21 protein-coding genes are annotated in these 17,354 nt (G+C 69.4%); 6 read left to right on the top strand and 15 right to left on the bottom strand.

What is annotated here, in order from left to right; all coding sequences use genetic code 11:
- Window positions 1-6: 6 nt before the first annotated feature.
- The 14 genes from ASE35_RS09945 to rpe form a co-directional block, all read right to left on the bottom strand.
- Window positions 7-849, bottom strand: a complete 843-nt coding sequence (locus ASE35_RS09945) for a cyanophycinase (RefSeq protein ID WP_057163751.1) — start codon at window positions 847-849, stop codon at window positions 7-9.
- A gap of 19 nt (window positions 850-868) precedes the next feature.
- Window positions 869-2,080 (bottom strand): beta-aspartyl-peptidase, encoded by a 1,212-nt coding sequence (iadA, locus tag ASE35_RS09940; protein ID WP_057163750.1) that lies wholly within the window; start codon window positions 2,078-2,080, stop codon window positions 869-871.
- Window positions 2,073-2,423 carry an antibiotic biosynthesis monooxygenase gene (locus ASE35_RS09935; RefSeq protein WP_057163749.1) on the bottom strand — a complete coding sequence of 117 codons (351 nt, stop codon included), beginning with the start codon at window positions 2,421-2,423 and terminating at the stop codon, window positions 2,073-2,075. The genes iadA and ASE35_RS09935 overlap by 8 nt, the downstream gene beginning before the upstream one ends.
- A 33-nt stretch (window positions 2,424-2,456) precedes the next feature.
- Window positions 2,457-3,488 carry an anthranilate phosphoribosyltransferase gene (gene trpD, locus ASE35_RS09930; RefSeq protein ID WP_057163748.1) on the bottom strand — a complete coding sequence of 344 codons (1,032 nt, stop codon included), beginning with the start codon at window positions 3,486-3,488 and terminating at the stop codon, window positions 2,457-2,459.
- 28 nt (window positions 3,489-3,516) lie between these two features.
- Window positions 3,517-3,864 carry a hypothetical protein gene (locus tag ASE35_RS09925; RefSeq protein WP_057163747.1) on the bottom strand — a complete coding sequence of 116 codons (348 nt, stop codon included), beginning with the start codon at window positions 3,862-3,864 and terminating at the stop codon, window positions 3,517-3,519.
- A 1-nt stretch (window position 3,865) separates the two neighbouring features.
- Window positions 3,866-4,447, bottom strand: coding sequence for an aminodeoxychorismate/anthranilate synthase component II (locus ASE35_RS09920; RefSeq protein ID WP_057163746.1), 582 nt, complete (start codon window positions 4,445-4,447; stop codon window positions 3,866-3,868).
- A gap of 402 nt (window positions 4,448-4,849) precedes the next feature.
- Window positions 4,850-6,223 (bottom strand): HAMP domain-containing sensor histidine kinase, encoded by a 1,374-nt coding sequence (locus tag ASE35_RS09915; RefSeq protein WP_057163745.1) that lies wholly within the window; start codon window positions 6,221-6,223, stop codon window positions 4,850-4,852.
- Entirely contained in the window at window positions 6,220-6,894 is a 675-nt protein-coding gene (locus ASE35_RS09910; protein WP_057160423.1) for a response regulator transcription factor, read from the bottom strand. The genes ASE35_RS09915 and ASE35_RS09910 overlap by 4 nt, the downstream gene beginning before the upstream one ends.
- Before the next feature lie 139 nt (window positions 6,895-7,033).
- A complete protein-coding gene (locus tag ASE35_RS09905) occupies window positions 7,034-7,219 on the bottom strand; it encodes a hypothetical protein (protein WP_056178800.1) in 186 nt (61 codons plus the stop codon).
- A 182-nt stretch (window positions 7,220-7,401) separates the two neighbouring features.
- On the bottom strand, window positions 7,402-8,184 hold the full coding sequence (locus tag ASE35_RS09900; protein WP_057163744.1) for an SIMPL domain-containing protein: 783 nt from the start codon (window positions 8,182-8,184) through the stop codon (window positions 7,402-7,404).
- A 313-nt stretch (window positions 8,185-8,497) separates the two neighbouring features.
- Window positions 8,498-9,988 (bottom strand): anthranilate synthase component I, encoded by a 1,491-nt coding sequence (gene trpE / locus ASE35_RS09895; protein WP_057163743.1) that lies wholly within the window; start codon window positions 9,986-9,988, stop codon window positions 8,498-8,500.
- A gap of 155 nt (window positions 9,989-10,143) precedes the next feature.
- The gene (yegS, locus tag ASE35_RS09890; RefSeq protein ID WP_057163742.1) at window positions 10,144-11,088 is read right to left on the bottom strand and encodes a lipid kinase YegS; all 945 of its coding nucleotides are present in this window, start codon (window positions 11,086-11,088) and stop codon (window positions 10,144-10,146) included.
- A 224-nt stretch (window positions 11,089-11,312) separates the two neighbouring features.
- On the bottom strand, window positions 11,313-11,786 hold the full coding sequence (gene rraA / locus ASE35_RS09885) for a ribonuclease E activity regulator RraA (RefSeq protein ID WP_057163741.1): 474 nt from the start codon (window positions 11,784-11,786) through the stop codon (window positions 11,313-11,315).
- Window positions 11,783-12,457, bottom strand: a complete 675-nt coding sequence (gene rpe, locus ASE35_RS09880; RefSeq protein WP_056178787.1) for a ribulose-phosphate 3-epimerase — start codon at window positions 12,455-12,457, stop codon at window positions 11,783-11,785. Before rpe ends, rraA begins: the two co-directional genes overlap by 4 nt.
- Window positions 12,458-12,623: 166 nt before the next feature.
- On the opposite strand from rpe, the gene ASE35_RS09875 reads away from it, so the two are divergent.
- Window positions 12,624-13,475 (top strand): outer membrane beta-barrel protein, encoded by an 852-nt coding sequence (locus tag ASE35_RS09875; protein ID WP_056178785.1) that lies wholly within the window; start codon window positions 12,624-12,626, stop codon window positions 13,473-13,475.
- 65 nt (window positions 13,476-13,540) lie between these two features.
- Here ASE35_RS09875 and ASE35_RS09870 read toward each other — a convergent pair whose 3' ends face one another.
- Window positions 13,541-13,882, bottom strand: a complete 342-nt coding sequence (locus ASE35_RS09870) for a DnaJ domain-containing protein (RefSeq protein WP_057160419.1) — start codon at window positions 13,880-13,882, stop codon at window positions 13,541-13,543.
- Window positions 13,883-14,035: 153 nt separating this feature from the next.
- On the opposite strand from ASE35_RS09870, the gene ASE35_RS09865 reads away from it, so the two are divergent.
- The 5 genes from ASE35_RS09865 to ASE35_RS09845 all read left to right on the top strand — a co-directional run bounded on the left by ASE35_RS09865 (window position 14,036) and on the right by ASE35_RS09845 (window position 17,266).
- Window positions 14,036-14,962, top strand: coding sequence for a phosphoribosylaminoimidazolesuccinocarboxamide synthase (locus ASE35_RS09865; protein ID WP_057160658.1), 927 nt, complete (start codon window positions 14,036-14,038; stop codon window positions 14,960-14,962).
- Window positions 14,963-14,980: 18 nt separating this feature from the next.
- Window positions 14,981-15,301 (top strand): hypothetical protein, encoded by a 321-nt coding sequence (locus ASE35_RS09860; protein WP_056178779.1) that lies wholly within the window; start codon window positions 14,981-14,983, stop codon window positions 15,299-15,301.
- Window positions 15,302-15,366: 65 nt separating this feature from the next.
- The gene (locus ASE35_RS09855; RefSeq protein WP_056178776.1) at window positions 15,367-15,702 is read left to right on the top strand and encodes a multidrug efflux SMR transporter; all 336 of its coding nucleotides are present in this window, start codon (window positions 15,367-15,369) and stop codon (window positions 15,700-15,702) included.
- 46 nt (window positions 15,703-15,748) lie between these two features.
- Window positions 15,749-16,264, top strand: coding sequence for an Mpo1-like protein (locus ASE35_RS09850; RefSeq protein WP_056178773.1), 516 nt, complete (start codon window positions 15,749-15,751; stop codon window positions 16,262-16,264).
- A gap of 114 nt (window positions 16,265-16,378) precedes the next feature.
- Complete coding sequence (locus tag ASE35_RS09845) at window positions 16,379-17,266, top strand: EamA family transporter (protein WP_056178771.1); 888 nt, start codon at window positions 16,379-16,381, stop codon at window positions 17,264-17,266.
- The last annotated feature ends 88 nt before the right edge of the window (window positions 17,267-17,354 follow it).

The following is a 17,354-nucleotide window of genomic DNA, read 5'->3' as shown; positions in this document are numbered from 1 at the left end:
CTCACTTCATGTCTTGGGTGGTGCCAGAGAACCGGCGGATGCTTTGCGGGTGTTGAGATTGAACGTGGCGCCCTTGGTGAGGATATGCACGCCCAGGCCGAGCAGGCACACCGGCTCGTTCTCGCCCACCAGATGCATGGACGAGAACTGCAGGCCGTCGGCGTCGACCACGGTGACCGAACCGCTGCCCTCGACCTCGATCGTGTTGTCGGGCGCGATGAAGGCCGCCGTGTCCTCGTCCAGACCGATCCCGACCGCGAACGGGTTGTAGGCCAGCGATGCCACCAGACGACCGAGACGGTCGCGCTGACGGAAGTGCTGGTCGATCACCACGCGATTGGTCAGACCCAGGCCCGGCGCGAGCCGGACGCTGTTGGCGCGCGGCGACGCCCCTTCGACACCGTAAGCGATCATGTGCTCGCTGAGAATACTGGCGCCGGCGCTGGTGCCGCCGACGGTCACGCCCTGCGCGTTGCGGGCGCGGATCGCTTGCGCCACCGGCGTGCCGCCCAGCATGGTCGAAATCCGGATCTGATTGCCACCGGTGAAGAAGATGCCGCTGGCGCGCTCGATCCGGCGCACCCGGCCCGGTTCGTGGCAGTCGCGGCGGGTGTCGAAGTCCATCACCTCGACCTGCGCGGCGCCCAGCTCGCTGAACAGCTTCTCGTAACGGTCGCCGGTATCGGCCAGACGACTCGCCGTGGGAATCACCACGATATCGGCCGAGCGGCCGCCACTGACCTGGAGGAAACGCCGCAGGATGGCGGTGTCGTTCTCTTTGTCTTCCGCTCCGCCGATCGGAACGATCCAACCCCGTTGTTCGCCATCGGGGATTTTGCTGGGTGCCATCCTACTTACTCGCTTCTACTTAAACTTGATCGGAATGCCGCGACGGGGTTTCGAACTGGCCATGGCGCAACAGCGCGCCATCGCGCACGTGCGCCGTCCCGCCTATGAACACATCATGCGCCGCGCCGGCCGCGTCCAGGGCGACCAGGTCGGCGTCGGCGCCAACCTCGATCCGGCCCTTGCGGTCCAGGCGCAGCAGGCGCGCGGGGTTGAGGGTGTAGGCCGGCAAGGCGCACTCCAGCGCGACGCCGCGCGCGAGCACCGCGTTCAGGCTGTCCAGCAAGGCGCCGGACTCGCCCACGTCCATGCCGCACACGCGCCCATGCGCGTCGAAGCACGGCAGGCAGCCGCCGGCGTCGGAGCTCACCGTCACCCGCTCCGGCGGCGCGCCGCTGTCGAGATAGCGTTGCAGCGCCTCATCGGCGCTCCAGGCGTCCTCGCCCTCCTCGACCGGGAACGCGGTGATGTCGATCCAGCAACCGCGGCGCGCGAGTTCCAGCGCTTCCTCGAACAGCGCCTTGCGCCGGTTGACGTGAGTGGGGTTGAACACGCGCGCCGGCAGTTCGCTGCGCTCCAGGGCCTGGCGCACCAGCTCCAGCCCGCGCGCGCCGTCGCCCAGGTGCAGATGCACGATGCCGGCCTTGCCGGTCATCAAGCCGGCGACGTGCGCTTCCGAGGCCAACCGCAGCAGTTCGTCCAGGGTCGGCTGGCTGGAGCGGTGGTCGCTGATCGCGACCTCGCCCACGCCGAGCAGGGGTTCGATGAAGGCCACGTCGCCGCGCACGCTGCCGGTCAGGGTGGTCGGCGGCAGGTGGTAGCCGCCGCAATAGCCCCACGCGTTCAAGCCTTCTTCGCGCAGCGCGTAAATCGCCGCGACCAGTTCGCGCGTGCTGCGCGCCAGATCGTCGGTGCCGAGCAGGCCGACCACGCTGGTCACGCCGGCGCGGGTGTAGCGCGACAGCATCGGCGCGGGCACGCGGGTGCGGAAACCGGCTTCGCCGCCGCCGCCGGTGACATGCACGTGGCCGTCGATCAGGCCGGGAATCAGGCGCCGGCCTTGCAGGTCGATGCTCTCGACCTGCAGCTGTGCGGGCAGCGCGGGCGCGTCGGCGCCCATCCACAGGATCCGGCCGCCGCCCAGCAGCAGCTGCTGCCGGCCCAGCGGCTGCGGCGCATAGACCTCGGCGTTGCGCAGTAGGCGCATTCCGGCCTGCGGCGCGGCGTCATTCATCCTGCGGTCCCTTGGTCCAGCCGTAAGCGCGCTCGACCTTGGCCACGCGCAATTCGTAGCGACCATACCAGTGTTTACGGCCGCGCTCGCGGGTGGCGGCGTGCTCGAGATTGCGCTTCCAGGCCACGATCGAGGCCTCGTCCGCCCAGTAGCTGACGGTGATGCCGAAGCCGTCCGCGCCGCGCGTGGATTCGACGCCGAGATAGCCGGGCTGCTGCGCGGCCAGCTCGACCATGCGATCGGCGGCCTCGCCGTAGCCGGCGTCGTCCTGCTGCGTGCGTTGCGAGCTGAAGATCACCGCGTAATACGGCGGCGTGGGCAGTGTGGCGAAGGGTTCGCTCATGGTCGGGCTCGCTGGCGAAGGCTGGCGAAGAGGTCAGGAAGACAGTCGCCGGGTCGCGGCGACGAACTCGTCCAGTTTGGCGCGCGCGGCGCCGGAGGCGAGCGCGGCGCGTGCGCTCGCGATGCCTTCGGCGATGCTGTCTACGGTGCCGGCCGCGTACAACGCGGCGCCGGCGTTGAGGGCGACGATCTCGCGCGGCAGGCCGTCGCGGTTCTCCAGCGCCTGCAGCAGCATGGTCTTGGATTCGGCCGCGTCGGCCACGCGCAGGTTGCGGCTGGCGGCCATGGCGATGCCGAAGTCCTCCGGATGCACTTCGTACTCGCGCACCACCCCGTCGCGCAACTCGCCGACCAGCGAGCCGGCGCCCAGCGACAGCTCGTCCATGCCGTCGCGGCCCCAGACCACCAGCGCGCGCCGCGCACCCAGTTCCTGCAGCACGCGCACCTGGATGCCGACCAGGTCAGGATGGAACACGCCCATCAGGATGCTGGGGGCGTTGGCCGGATTGGTCAGCGGACCGAGGATGTTGAACAAGGTACGCACGCCCATTTCGCGTCGCACCGGCGCGACCACCTTCATGGCCGGATGGTGCACGGGTGCGTACATGAAACCGATGCCGGTGTCGGCGATGCACTGCGCGACCTGTTCGGGCTGCAGCTCGATCGCCGCGCCCAGGGCCTCGAGCACGTCGGCGCTGCCGGACTTGGACGACACACTGCGGTTGCCGTGCTTGGCGACCTTGGCGCCCGCGGCGGCGACCACGAACATGCTGGCGGTGGAGATGTTGAAGGTGTGGGCGCCGTCGCCGCCGGTGCCGACGATGTCGACCAGGCCGCTGCGGTCGGCGACCTCGACCGGACGCGCGAATTCGCGCAGCACGGTGGCCGCGCCGGCGATCTCGCCGACGGTTTCCTTCTTCACCCGCAGGCCGGTGAGGATGGCCGCGGTCATGGTCGGCGAGACTTCGCCGCGCATGATCATGCGCATCAGCTCGACCATCTCGTCGTGGAAGATCTCGCGGTGCTCGATCGTGCGCTGCAGGGCTTCTTGCGGAGTCAGAGGCATGACGTGGTCCGGATTCAAAGCTCTCAGATCAGAGCGAGGCGTGTTCGAGGATTTCCTGGCCCATCAGGACGCAGTCGTTGCCGAGGCGGTAGTACTCCAGACGCATCCGGTACTGGCCCTTGTAGACATAACCCCAGACTTCCAGCACGTCGAAACGCTGCTTGGCATTGGCCGGATTGACGATGGACGGCAAGGGCTTGGCCGGCCCGGACACTTCGGCGCGATCGTCGTCGTCGGTGTGGAAGGCCAGAAGTTTCTTGGCCTGAATCACCGCGTCGGCGGCGCAGGCGTTGCTGGACGGCTTGGTCGCCGCGTGCGCGCCCAGGGCCGGCACGGCCAGCAGCGCGAGAGCGAGGGTCAACGGCATGCGGGTCATCTCAACGCTCCAGGAAGTTCTTGAGCAGGGCGTGGCCGTGCTCGGTCAGGATCGACTCGGGGTGGAACTGCACGCCTTCCACCGGATGCTCGCGGTGGCGCAGGCCCATGATCTCCTCGAAGCTGCCGTCCTCGTGCTCGGTCCAGGCGGTGATTTCCAGGCAGTCCGGCAGGGTCTCGCGCGACACCACCAGCGAGTGGTAGCGCGTGGCCTCGTAGCGGTCCGGCAGCCCGGCGAATACGCCCTGCCCCTGGTGGCGGATGCGCGAGGTCTTGCCGTGCATGATGGTCTTGGCCCGGATCACGTCGCCGCCGTAGGCCTGGCCCAGGCTCTGGTGGCCCAGGCAGACGCCCAGGATCGGCACCTTCGCGCCGAGTTCGCGGATCAGCTCCAGCGACACGCCGGCCTCGTTCGGCGTGCACGGACCGGGCGAGATCACGATCCGCTCCGGCTGCAACGCCGCGATCTGCGCCACGCTCAAATCGTCGTTGCGGATCACCTTCACCTCCTCCCCCAACGCCTGCAGGTACTGCACGAGGTTGTAGGTGAAGCTGTCGTAGTTATCGATCATCAGTACGGACATGACGCGTCTCGAAAGCGTTGGGGGCCGGGGCTGGGGAGGCGGACATCGGGCTGCGGACCGCCACGCGCGGACACCTCCGGCGACGGTCGCGGGCCAGCGAACGCCAGCCCACGATTATCCGGCCGCGGGCGGCCCACGGGAAATAACGATCGCAAGGGGGTGCGGCGCGGGGACGCGCGGCCGTCAGGCGAGGCTGGACAGCGGACGGCGCGGGCTTGCAGCGAAGGCGATGGAGTCACGCGGGGTTTCCCGGAAGGTCGACGGAACGCAGACAGCGGCAGCACGCCACCATCGCCAGCCCGGGACGGCCTTGGACGGGAATTGCGGGTTCGCGCGAACGATCATGGCCCTACTGTAGCCGCTTCCCGGCTTGGACGCGACGGGGCCGGACCCGCGCCGGCGCTAACCGCGGCCGGTCTCGGCCGCCGCCAGCGCGATGCGCACTTCCAGTCCGGGCGCGTTGTCGCCCAGGCTGACATGGCCGCCATGGCGGTGGGCGATCGCGCGCACCAGGCTCATGCCCAGGCCGGTGCCGGGCGAGCCGCGGTGCGCTTCCAGGCGCTGGAAACGGTCGAACACGCGTTCGCGGTCGGCCGGCGGAATGCCCGGGCCGCGGTCGCCGATGGCCAGCGTCACCGTGCCGCGCTCGCGGCGCAGGCGCACCTCGACCTCGCTATCGGCCGGCGCGTACTTGACGGCGTTGTCGAGCAGGTTGACCAGCATCTGGAACAGCTGGTCGGCATCGCCGCGCACCGTCGCCGGCGCCTCCTCGGCGCGCGGTAGCTGGGTGCGCAAGACGATGCCGCGCTCGCCCGCGCTGGGCGTGTACAGCTCGACCGCGTCGCGCGCGAGTTCGGCCAGGTCCAGCACCGGCTCGTCGTGCACCGGCGGCTGGGCCTCGATCCGCGCCAACCGCAGCAAGGCGCCGAAGGAATGCAGCAGCTGGTCGGTTTCGGCGATCGCCGCGTCCAGCTCGGCTTCGCGGCCGGCATCGTCGGGGCGGTCGCGCAGTTCTTCCAGGCGGTTGCGCAAACGCGTCAGCGGCGTGCGCAGGTCGTGGGCGATGTGGTCGGTGGCGTGGCGCACGCCGCCCAGCAGCTCGCCGATGCGGTCGAGCATGCCGTTGAAGCGGCGCGCGAGGCGGTCGAAGGCGTCGTCGCTGCCGTCCAGGGCCACGCGCAAGGCGAGCTCGCCGCCGCCCACGCGCTCGGCGGTGTCGTCCAGGCTGCGCAGGCGCCGCGACACCCAGCGCGAGGTCAGCCAGCCGATCAGCGCGCCCAGGGTGGCGGCGACCAGCAGCGCGGCCAGCGCGGTGCGCAGCATCAAGGCCAGGAAGCGCCCCTGCGAGCGCAGGCGCACGCCGGTCAGCAGGGTGTCGCCGCCGGACAAGCGCTGCAGTTGCGCGACCACGCGCAGGCGTTCGTCGCCGTCGCGCTCGACGAATTCGGTCCAGCGCGTGCTGGGCGCGCGCGCGATCGCATGGCCTTCGTAGCGACCCGCGAGCACGCGCCCGTCGGCGGCGATCAGCGCGTAAACCGCATCGGGATCGTCCTGCGCGTCCAGGCGCTCGCGCAGCTCGGTCCGCAGCGCTTGCCGGCCGTGTTCGCGGTACAGCTCGACCAGGCCGGCGGCGTCGGCGCGCACGACCTCGCGTGCGTCCTCGACCAGCAGCGCCGACACCGCGTAGTGCACGCCCGCGCCCAGCAGCACGAACGCGAGCAGGAAGGAGGCGGTGACCGCCAGCGCCAGCCGGCCGCTGGTGGAACGCAGGGTCATGCGCCCAGCCGGTAGCCGGCGCCGCGCACCGTGTGCAGCAGCGGTTTGGGATAGCCCAGGTCGATCTTCTGGCGCAGGCGGCTGATGTGCACGTCGATGACGTTGGTCTGCGGGTCGAAGTGATAGTCCCAGACCGCTTCCAGCAGCATGGTGCGGGTGACCACGCGCTCGGCCTGGCGCATCAGGTATTCGAGCAGACGGAACTCGCGCGGCTGCAGCTCGATGCGCTTGCCGCCGCGGCGGGCCTCGCGGCTGAGCAGGTCGAGTTCGAGATCGGCCACGCGCAAGCGCGTCGGCTCGCTGCCGCCGGCGCTGCCGCGGCGCAGGATGCTGTCCAGGCGCGCGCTGAGCTCGGCGTAGGCGAAGGGCTTGACCAGATAGTCGTCGGCGCCGGCGCGCAGGCCCTCGACGCGGTGATCGACCTCGCCCAGCGCGGTCAGCAGCAATACCGGGGTGCGGTTGCCGGCGCCGCGCAGGGTCTGCAGCAGGACCAGGCCGTCCAGCCCGGGCAGCATGCGGTCCAGCACGAGCGCGTCGTAGGTTTCGGTGGTGGCCAGGAACAGGCCGTCCTTGCCGTTGTCGGCATGGTCGACGGTGTGCCCGTCCTCGCGCAGGCCCTTGGCGATGAAGCCCGCGGTATGGGGATCGTCTTCGATCAGCAGAACGCGCATGCCGACTCCCGGTGTCGCAAAAAGAATACCCCGCCGGGAGGAAGCCGGCGGGGCAGCCACCTGGGGTCGAGGTGGGCTTCGGGGACGGGTGGAACGGTCGAACGCAGGAGAACGCTGCGGTACGGCGATTACGAAGCGATCAGCTCTTCTTGGCTTCGGTTGCGGCGGTCTTGGCCTCGGCCTTCTTGGCCTTGTGGGCCTTGTGCTTGACGGCGGCGGTCTTGGCCGGAGCGGCGGCGCCCGGCGCGGGGGCCGGAGCGGCGGCGAACGCGGAACCGGCGACGGCGGTCAGGGCGAGCGCGATCAGGGCATTGCGGACGTTCATGGTGAGGCTCCTGGACGATGGATGGGAAACACGGGATATCGGGTTCTTGCCGTTGGGGTCTGCCCCAGCGCAGGGTCAGATTGCGCGCCGGGCGTTGCCGGCGAGCTTTCGGGCGCATGAACTATCCGTAATGTTCGGCGCGGGCCGTTGCGGCCCGCGCAGGGTCCGAAACCGAGACGGCCTCAGTCTTCGAGCAGGAAGACGGTGTAGATCTTGTCCTGGAAATCGACGTAGCCGGCCTGGAACGAAGGCGCCTGGTTGGCGCCGATACGGCTGCCGGTGACCTGGATGCGCTCCAGTCTGCCGAAGCCATCCGAATAACCCTGCGTGTCCCAGGCGTACTGCGCCGGCCAGGAGCCCTCGCGCACGCCGTACTGAAACTGCGGTGCGACATCGGACACGCTGTAGACGCCGCCGAGGCGGGCGCCGTAGGCCTTCGCGATGACCTCGGCTTTCTCACGCGAGGACTCGATGCTTTTCTGGCGCAGCTGACGCTGCAGCTCGGCCTCGCTCGACAGTTCGGTGGCGACACTGGAAATCGACAGTTCGTTCGAGGTCTTGAGCGTGCCCAGAAACTGCTCCAAAGTTTCCTTGCGATCGAAGCGCGCGCTGAGCGTACGGCGCACACCGGTACCGACGAAGACCTGCTCGTTCAACCTGTCGTCGTGGCGCCGACGGGTATCGACCTGCATCGAAGTCGCGACGATTTCGTTGTCGGCCACGCCCGTACTCTTGAGCTGGGCCAGCACCTGCTGCAGTCGGGTTTCGACGCGGCGGCGCGCCGCGGCTGGGTCGACGTCGATCGCCTCGAACTGCAGGGCGATCTTGAACCGGTCCGGCACCGCGCGTGCCTGGGCATCGCCGTAAACCAGGATATGCCGCGTCGGCGGCAAGGCGTTGACCTGCGCCTGCGCGGCGGTGGAAATGAAAGCCAGGCCGAGCAAGGCCAGGGTACGCAACTTCATGTCGCCTCCTTGATGACGATCGTGGTGTCGATGCTGAACGCGCTGCCGTCCGGGATCGGACGGGGCACCTGTATCGCAACGGGCGAAGTCGGAGTCCGGGGTTAGCGGATAGGGCGCGCACGCGCTATCGACCCGCGCGAACCGCTTTGGGGTAGGAGCGGCGTAAGCCGCGACAGGTCATGCGCTTGCGTCGTGAGATGCGCGCTGGCGTCGCCGTGTGGATGTCGCGGTCGCGGCTTACGCCGCTCCTACCCCAAAGCAAACGCGCGTGGATGGAGGCGCGCCGCGAAGCAGCGGCGCGCGGGCGACGCGCTTACAGCCCTCGCGCCGCCTGGGCCACCGCGCGAAACAGCGCGCGGCCCTTGTTCATCGTCTCTTCCCATTCCTTCTGCGGGTCGGAGTCGTAGACGATGCCGGCGCCGGCCTGGATGGTCAGGCGGCCGTCCTGGATCACCGCGGTGCGGATCGCGATCGCGGTGTCGGCGTCGCCGTGCCAGCCGATGTAGCCGACCGCGCCGGAATAGACGTTGCGTTTGATCGGCTCGAGTTCGCGGATCACTTCCAGCGCGCGGATCTTCGGCGCGCCGCTGACCGTGCCGGCCGGGAAGGTCGCGCGCAGCACTTCGGCGTAGCTCAGGCCTTCCTTGAGGCGGCCGGTGACTTCGCTGACGATATGCATCACGTGGCTGTAGCGTTCGATCACGAACTGTTCGCCCACCTGCACCGTGCCGGCCTCGGCGACCCGGCCGACGTCGTTGCGCCCCAGGTCGATCAGCATCAGGTGCTCGGCGCGTTCCTTGGGATCGGCCAGCAGTTCGGCTTCGAGCGCATTGTCCTCTTCCACGGTCTTGCCGCGCGGACGGGTGCCGGCGATCGGGCGCACGGTGATTTCGCCGTCCTGCAGGCGCACCAGGATTTCCGGCGACGAACCTACCACCTGGGTTTCGCCGACATCGAGGAAATACATGTAGGGCGAGGGGTTGAGCGCGCGCAGGGCGCGGTACACGTCGACCGGGCGCGCCTTGAACGGCACGCTCAGGCGCTGCGACAGCACCACTTGGAAAATATCGCCGGCGCGGATCAGTTCCTTGGATTTCTCGACCGCGGCGATGAAGCCCTCGCGGGTGAAACCGGACACGAAATCCTCTTCCTCCAGCCCGACCGAGTCCAGGGTTTCCGGATAGCCGGCGCCGGCGTGGCGCAGGCGATGGGTGAGCTGGTCGAGGCGGCGGTTGGCGCGCGCGTAGGCCTGCGGCTCGCTGGGATCGGCGTGCACGATCAGATACAGCCGGCCCTTGAGGTTGTCGAACACCGCGACTTCCTCGCTCTGCATCAGCAGGATGTCGGGCGTGCCCAGCTCGTCGGGCTTGTGGCTGCCGTCGGCCTGCGGCGCGGCCAGACGCGGCTCGATGTACTGGATGCATTCGAAACCGAACCAGCCGACCAGGCCGCCGGTGTAGCCCGGCAGGCCCTCGATGCGCGGCACCGAATGCGCGGCGCGCAGGCGCTCGACTTCGGCGAACGGGTCCTCGACGGTGCGGGTCTCGAGCAGTTCGCCCAGTTCGGTCACGAACAAGGTGTGGCCGGCGAAGGCGTACACGCGCCTGGCCGGCAGGCCGATGATGGAATAGCGACCGAAGCGTTCGCCGCCCTCGACCGATTCGAACAGATAGGTGTGCGGGCCGTCGGCGAGCTTGAGGTAGACCGACAGGGGCGTGTCGAGGTCGGACAGGACCTCGCGCACGACGGGAATGCGGGTGTAGCCGTTAGCGGCCTGTTGCTGGAAGAGTTCGGGCGAAATCACGCGGCGGTTCCTTCATGGACGAGTGGGCAGGAGCGACGATGGCCGACGGCCACCATCGCCAACCCACGTCGGCGCAAAAGGAATGCGGGTTCGCCCAGGCTTTCATGGCCGACACTGTAACGGCTTCGCCGGGCCGGCGCGACGGGGGACCGGGGCTAAGCCGCCGGCACCGAGGCCGCCAGCAGCGGGCAGCCCTCGGGTAGGTGCATACGCACGCGCGCGGGCACGCAGTCGATGCGGAAATGGTGCGAACGTACCGGCTCGCCGTCCAGGTTGAGGGTCAGTTCGCGCTCGCTGTCGATCTCCACGCTGCGCAGGCGCGCGCGCACCGCCACCCGCTCCAGCGCGGCGTGCTGGCCCTGGGTCAGCAGGGTCGCGGCGGTGGCGCCGACTTCGCCGCTCAGATCGGGCACCACGGTCAGATCGAGCAGGCCGTCGTCGATCAACGCGTCCGGGCACAGCGCCTGGCCGCCGCCGGCCTGGCGGCCGTTGCCGATGCCCAGGGCGATGAAATCGCCTTGCCAGTCGAAACCCTCGCCGCGCAGATGCGCGCGGATCGGCTCGATGCGGCCAAGCTTGGAGATGCCGGTGATCAAATACGCCAGGCCGCCGAGCATCTTCTTCAGGCCCGCGTCGGTTTCCACCGTGACCTGGGTACCGAAACCGCCGCTGGCGAGATTGGCGGCCCAGTGGCTGCCGTCGGCCGCCTCCAGGCGCAGCAGGTCGATCGGCTGCGGGCGGCTGGCGCGGATCAGCCGCAAGGCCTCCAGCGCATCGACCGGCAAGCCGGCGGCGCTGGCGAAATCGTTGGCCGTGCCCATCGGCACCAGGCCCAGCGCGGGCAGCGCGTCGGCGGGCTCGTCGCGATGCGCCAGCGTGGTCGCGACCTCGCTGAGGGTGCCGTCGCCGCCGGCCGCGACGATGCAGTCGGCGCCGTCGGCGATCGCCTCGGAGACGTAACGCTCGGCGTCGCCGCCCTCCCAGGTCACACGCACGTCCAGGTCGACGCCGTCGGCGCGGATCGCGGCCACCGCCTCGCGCAGGGCGTCGTCGCCGGCGGACTTGCCGTTGAGGATCAGGCGCCAGTGCGGCTGCGGCATCGGGTGGGTCTCGCGCGTAAGGATCGGCGAGGCTAGCAGCGGTGCGCTAAAACCCGGTGAACGGGTCGCGCGCTTTGGGTGGCGCGCCTGTCATCGTCGCGTCATCGCCGGCCTGGAGTATCGAAGGCCATATCAGGGACGACGGGCGGAGGCTGGATTGCCTCCAATATTCCGGAAGGGCGCCGCGGCGCCCTTTCAAGACGCCGGGCAGGACGCCCAGCGTTTCAGCGGAGGACGGCGTCGGACACGACGACGCCGTCCTCGTCGGCGCACAGCCAGTCGCCGGGCCGCACGGTCGCACCGCCGATCTCCACCGCCACGTCGCGCTCGCCGCGATCGTGTTTGTCGGTCTTGCGCGGGCAAGTGCCCAAGGCTTTGACGCCCAACTCGAGCGCGCCGATCGCGGCGCTGTCGCGGATCGCACCGATCACGACCACGCCGGCCCAACCGTTCTCCACCGCCTTGGCCGCGAGCAGGTCGCCCAGCATCGCGCGCCGCATAGAGCCGCCGCCATCGATCACCAGCACCCGGCCGTGGCCGGATTCGGCCACCGCCTCGCGCACCCGCGAATTGTCCTCGTGCGCCCGCACCGTGCTGACCACGCCGTCGAACGCGATGCGCCCGCCGTAGTCGCGCAGCGGCAGCTCGATCACGCGCACGCGATCGCCGTGCAGGTCGCACAGATCGCAGGTGTTCACCCGCGCGCGCCCTGCACCGCCGCCTTCATGCGGCCGATCACGTCCGCATAGTCGGGCGCGTTGAAGATCGCCGAACCGGCGACGAAGCTGTCGGCGCCGGCGGCCGCGATTTCGGCGATGTTGTCGGCCTTGACCCCACCGTCGATCTCCAGGCGGATCGGCTTGCCGGTGGCGTCGATGCGCTCGCGCACGCGGCGCAGCTTGTCCAGCGCCGAGGGAATGAAGCTCTGGCCGCCGAAGCCCGGATTGACCGACATCAGCAGCACCAGGTCCAGATCTTCCAGCACCCAGTCCAGCACCTCGATCGGCGTGGCCGGGTTCAACACCAACCCGGCCTGGCAGCCGTGCGACTTGATCAGCTGGATGGTGCGGTGCACATGAGCGCTGGCTTCGGGGTGGAAGCTGATGATGCTGGCGCCGGCCTTGGCGAAGTCGGGGACGATGCGGTCCACCGGCTCGACCATCAGGTGCACGTCGATCGGCGCGGTCACGCCGTGCTTGCGCAGCGCCTCGCAGACCAACGGGCCGATGGTCAGGTTGGGCACGTAATGGTTGTCCATCACGTCGAAATGCACCCAGTCGGCGCCGGCCGCGAGCACATTGTCGACCTCCTCGCCGAGCTTGGCGAAATTCGCCGAGAGGATGGACGGAGCGATCACGGTGGGCTGCATGGGCGGGGCTCGGACGGACAGGCCGCCATTGTCGCCTCCCGACGAGGGGCCGGCCAAGCGCGGCGCCTGCATCCGTCCCGGCCACGCCGTCGTATGTCCTAAAGCGGGCCCAGACCCGTTGCGCGGCGCTGCCCGGCCGCCGGACCGCCCCCTAAGGAGAGAACGCATGACCCGCAAGCATCCGCATCTACGCTACAGCCCCCTGTTGCTCGCCCTGCTCGGCGCCAGCCTGGCCCCGGCCGCGCTGGCCCAATCCTCCGGCGACTGGACCGGCGGCTACGTCGGCGGCTACCTCGGCCAGGTCCTGGACCCGGACGACGGCAACGACCGCTTCGTCTTCGACACCAACCTGGACGGCCGCTACGGCGATACCGTGACCACCGCGGCCGGCGCCGACGCGTTCTCGCCCGGCTCCTGCAATGGCGTGGCGCGCGGCCCGACGCCGGCCGCCGGCTGCGACGGCAACAACGGCGGCGCCGAATGGGGCCTGCGCGCGGGCTACGACTGGCAGGTCGGCGACTGGGTGTTCGGCGTGGTCGGCGACTACGGCATGAACGACGCGCGCGATGCGGTGTCGTCCTTCAGCACCACGCCTGCCCGCTACACCATGCTGCGCAAGGTCGACAGCGTGGCCGCGATCCGCGCTCGCGTCGGCATGGCATTCGGCGACGACGGCCGGAATCTGGCCTATTTCACCGCCGGCTACGCCACGGCGAAGGTCGAGAACACCTTCCTGACCAGCAATGGCGTCAACACCTTCACCACCAACGGCGACAGCGACGCCAACGGCGCCCAGTTCGGCATCGGTTACGAACGTCGGGTCAACGAGCACCTCGCGCTCGGCATCGAGTACCTGCGCACCCAGCTCAAGGACGACGAGTACCGGGTGCGCGCGCAGGGCCCGGCGCCGGCGACCAACCCCTTCATCCGCCAGAACGCCGCCGGCACCGATTTCCGCCGCAGCGACGACGATTTCGATCTGGACAGCATCCGCCTGACCGCCACTTACCGCTTCTGAACCCGAACGCGGGCGCCGGGGTGCGGGCCGACCGGCCCCGCCCCGGCTGCGCGGTCCCGGACGGCTCAGCGCCGCTGGCGCAGGGTCTTGATGCGGTCGTAGGCGCCGTTGATCGCGCGCGCCTTGGTCTCGGCCTGTTGGCGCAGCTCGGGCGCGGCGCCGTTGAGGCGGTCCGGGTGGTACTGCGAGATCAGCCGGCGATAGGCCTGGTCGACCTCGGCGTCGCTGGCCTCGGCGGTCAGGCCCAGCACCGCGTACGGGTTGTCGCGGCCAAGCCGGAACCAGTCGCTGTCGAAGGCATGGCCGACCAGCAGACCGATCAGCGCGCCCAGGAAGGGGTTGGAGCGCAACAGCGCCGCACCGGCGAAAAACCCCAGCAACTTGCCGTACCAGCGTTTCGTCGCCATCGCCGCCGCAACCGCCTGCCCAGAACCGGCCGTCAGTCTACCTGCACGCGAGGCCCGGCCGGCGTACACTGCCCGGCCCCTGTCGCGCCCGCGCACGCGGCCGACGTCGGGGATTCCGCCCGCCGCCATGGGGACTACACGTTGTCGACCACCTTGCGATCCGCCCTTTCCGAGTCCCATCTGCCCGGCCTGCCGCTGCGCCATCGCGGTAAGGTCCGCGACGTCTTCGACCTGCCGGCCGAACGCCTGCCGCCGGGCACGCCCGCCGGCGACTACCTGTTGATCGTCGCCACCGACCGCCTCAGCGCCTTCGACGTGGTCCTGCCCGACCCGATTCCGGGCAAGGGCGAGATGCTGTGCCAGATCAGCAACTTCTGGTTCGGCAAGACCGCGCACATCGTCGCCAACCACCTCACCGGCATCGACGTCGCCGCGGTCCTGCCCGCGGGCACCGACCCGGCGCTCTACGCCCAGCGCGCGGTGGTGACCAAGCGCCTGAAGCCGGTGCCGATCGAATGCATCGCGCGCGGTTACGTGATCGGCAGCGGCTGGAAGGATTACCAGCGCACCGGCCGCATCAGCGGCATCGCCCTGCCCGACGGCCTGCGTCAGGCCGAGAAGCTGGCCGAGCCGATTTTCACGCCCTCGACCAAGGCCGCCGTCGGCGACCACGACGAGAACATCGACTTCGACACCGCGGTGCGCACCGTCGGCGCCGAGCTGGCCGAAGCCGTGCGCGACGCCACCCTGCGCCTGTATCGCTATGCCGCCGATTACGCGGCCGAACGCGGCATCCTGCTGGCCGACACCAAGTTCGAGTTCGGCACCGACGCCGACGGCCGTTTGTACGTGATGGACGAGATGCTCACGCCCGACTCCTCGCGCTACTGGCCGGCCGACGAATACCAGGTCGGCACCAGCCCGCCCAGCTACGACAAGCAATACGTGCGCGACTATCTGGAGGCGCTGGGCTGGGACAAGACGCCGCCGGGCCCGCCGCTGCCGGCCGAGGTGATCGAGCGCACGCGCGCCAAGTATGCCGAAGCGCTGCAGAAGCTGGCGGGGATTTCGGTCGACTGAGGTCGGCCGGATCCGCGTATGTCCGTGGGCTGGATGCTGGGACTGTTTGCGCTGGTAGCGATCAGCCTACTGGCGGCGGAACTTTGCGCCTACACCGCGAAGCTGCGCATTTCGGAAGTCGCTCCCGATTATGCGCAGCAGCTGTTCCGGACCTGGGGTCAACGCATCCTCCCAAAATCCGGCCCGTGTCGATTCAAAGTTCTGTACTTCCAACCGCCGCCGCCGGGGTTGGCAAAGACCGTCAAGAAATTACGCATGGTTCTGCTGACCAGCGATATTTTGTTGTATGCGTATCTCGGTGTGGCAACGATCTGGATCGTCCATGGCTGGCTCGGCTGATCGACCGTAGGATGCGGTGAGCGCAGCGAACCGCATCGTCGCGCACCGCCCTCGGAGCCACCCTCATGCCCAAAGGCCTGCTCTTCCTCGCCATCGCGATCCTGGCCGAAGTGGTGGCCACCAGCGCCCTCAAGGCCTCCGAGGGCTTCACCCGCCTCGGGCCTTCGCTGATCGTCGCAGCCGGCTATGCGACTGCGTTTTATTTCCTCTCGCTGGTGCTCAAGACCGTACCGGTGGGCGTGGCCTATGCGATCTGGTCCGGCGTGGGCGTGGTCCTGATCGCCCTGATCGGCTGGCTGGTGCTGAAACAGCCGCTGGATCTGGCCGGCATGATCGGGATCGGGCTGATCGTGGCCGGGGTGGCGGTAATCCAGCTATTCTCCCGTACTGGGGCGCACTGAACCGCCCGTCCGCCGCCGCGCACGCCTGACCCGCCGGGAGCCCGTCATGAGCACTGCCGCCGAACCTGCATCGCAAGACGCCTCGTACCAGCAGCGTCCGATCGATCGCTACTTCGCCAACTATTCGCGCGATCACCGCAACCACGCCAACCAACTCATCCACGTGATCTGCGTGCCCGCGATCGCCTGGAGCGTGATCGCGCTGCTGTGGTGCATCCCCTCGCCGGGCACCTGGTTCCGCGCCGGCTTCTGGGCCGGGCTGGCGATGTTCGCGGCCTGGATGTTCTATTACCGCGCCTCGCGCCGGCTCGGCCTGGGCATGCTGGTCCTGTTCGTGCTGTCGGGCTGGCTCACCCAGTGGCTGCACCAGCGCCTGGGCACGACGCAGCTGCTGTACCTGGGCATCGGCGTGTTCGTGGTCGCCTGGATCGGCCAGTTCATCGGCCACAGCAAGATGTTCGAAGGCAAGCGCCCGAGCTTCTTCACCGACCTGCGCTATCTGTTGATCGGGCCGGCCTGGGTACTGGCCAAGCTGTACCGCAAGCTCGGCTGGTCGTACTGAACGCGTAAGCGCAACGCTGCGTGCGACGGCGTACGCGCCGCGCGCGTACGCCAGCGGCGACAATAGGGCCCGCGCGGCTACGCCTCGGCCGCGCCGCTTCCGGTTTCCGACCTCATGCCCGCCCGCGACATCGTCCTGCTGCTGCTCATCGTCCTGGCCTGGGCCGGCAACTTCCTGACCTCGGCGTTCGCGATGCGCGAGATCCCGCCGTTCCTGTTCACCGGCCTGCGCTTCGCCCTGCTCGCGCTGCCGCTGATGTTCTTCGTCAAGCGCCCGGCGCCCGGGCAATGGCCGCGGCTGATCGCGGTCTGCCTGTGCATCGGCGTGCTGCATTTCGGCCTGAGTTTCACCGCGCTCAAACTGGCCGGCGATCTGTCCTCGCCGGCGATCGTGATGCAGAGCTATGTGCCGATGACCGCGCTGCTGGCGTGGATGGTGTTGGGCGAGCGCTTCGCCTGGCGCACCGGCGTGGCGATCGCGGTGAGCTTCGCCGGTGTGCTGGTGCTGGGCTTCGATCCGCTGGTGCTGGACAAGCCGATGTCGCTGGTGCTGATGCTGATCTCGGCCGCGTTCCTGGCCGTGGGCACGGTGCTGATGAAGGGCCTGCGCGGACTGGACGTTTACAGCCAGCAGGGCTGGACCGCCTTGCTCAGCGTGCTGCCGCTGCTGGCGATCAGCGCGCTGCTCGAGCCCGGCGGCATCGCCAGCCTGGGATCGGTGAGCTGGGTCGGCTGGTTCGGCGCGCTCTACGCCGCGTTCGTGTCCTCGCTGCTGGGCCATGGCCTGTACTACGTGCTGGTGCAGCGCCACCCGGTCGCGCAGGTCACGCCGTGGCTGTTGCTGGTGCCGGTGCTCGCGATCGGCCTGGGCGTCGCGTTCTGGGGCGACCGCCCCGGCCCGCGTCTGCTGCTGGGCGGCGCCATGGTGCTGGGCGGCGTGCTCATCATCGCGCTGCGCGCGCTGGCCAAATCGCGCCCGATCCCGGCCTCCGACACGCCCTGAACGCGCGCGACCGCGCGCGGCCGTGTCCGCTCGCGCGCCGCCACGCCGTTGATCGTCCTTGTCAGCCGCCAAACCATGCCCCCTCGAC

Source organism: Lysobacter sp. Root916, assembly GCF_001429785.1.
Taxonomy (GTDB): domain Bacteria; phylum Pseudomonadota; class Gammaproteobacteria; order Xanthomonadales; family Xanthomonadaceae; genus Lysobacter.
The sequence above is the reverse complement of the archived record's forward strand: the minus strand, read 5'-3'. Positions and strand labels throughout refer to the sequence as shown.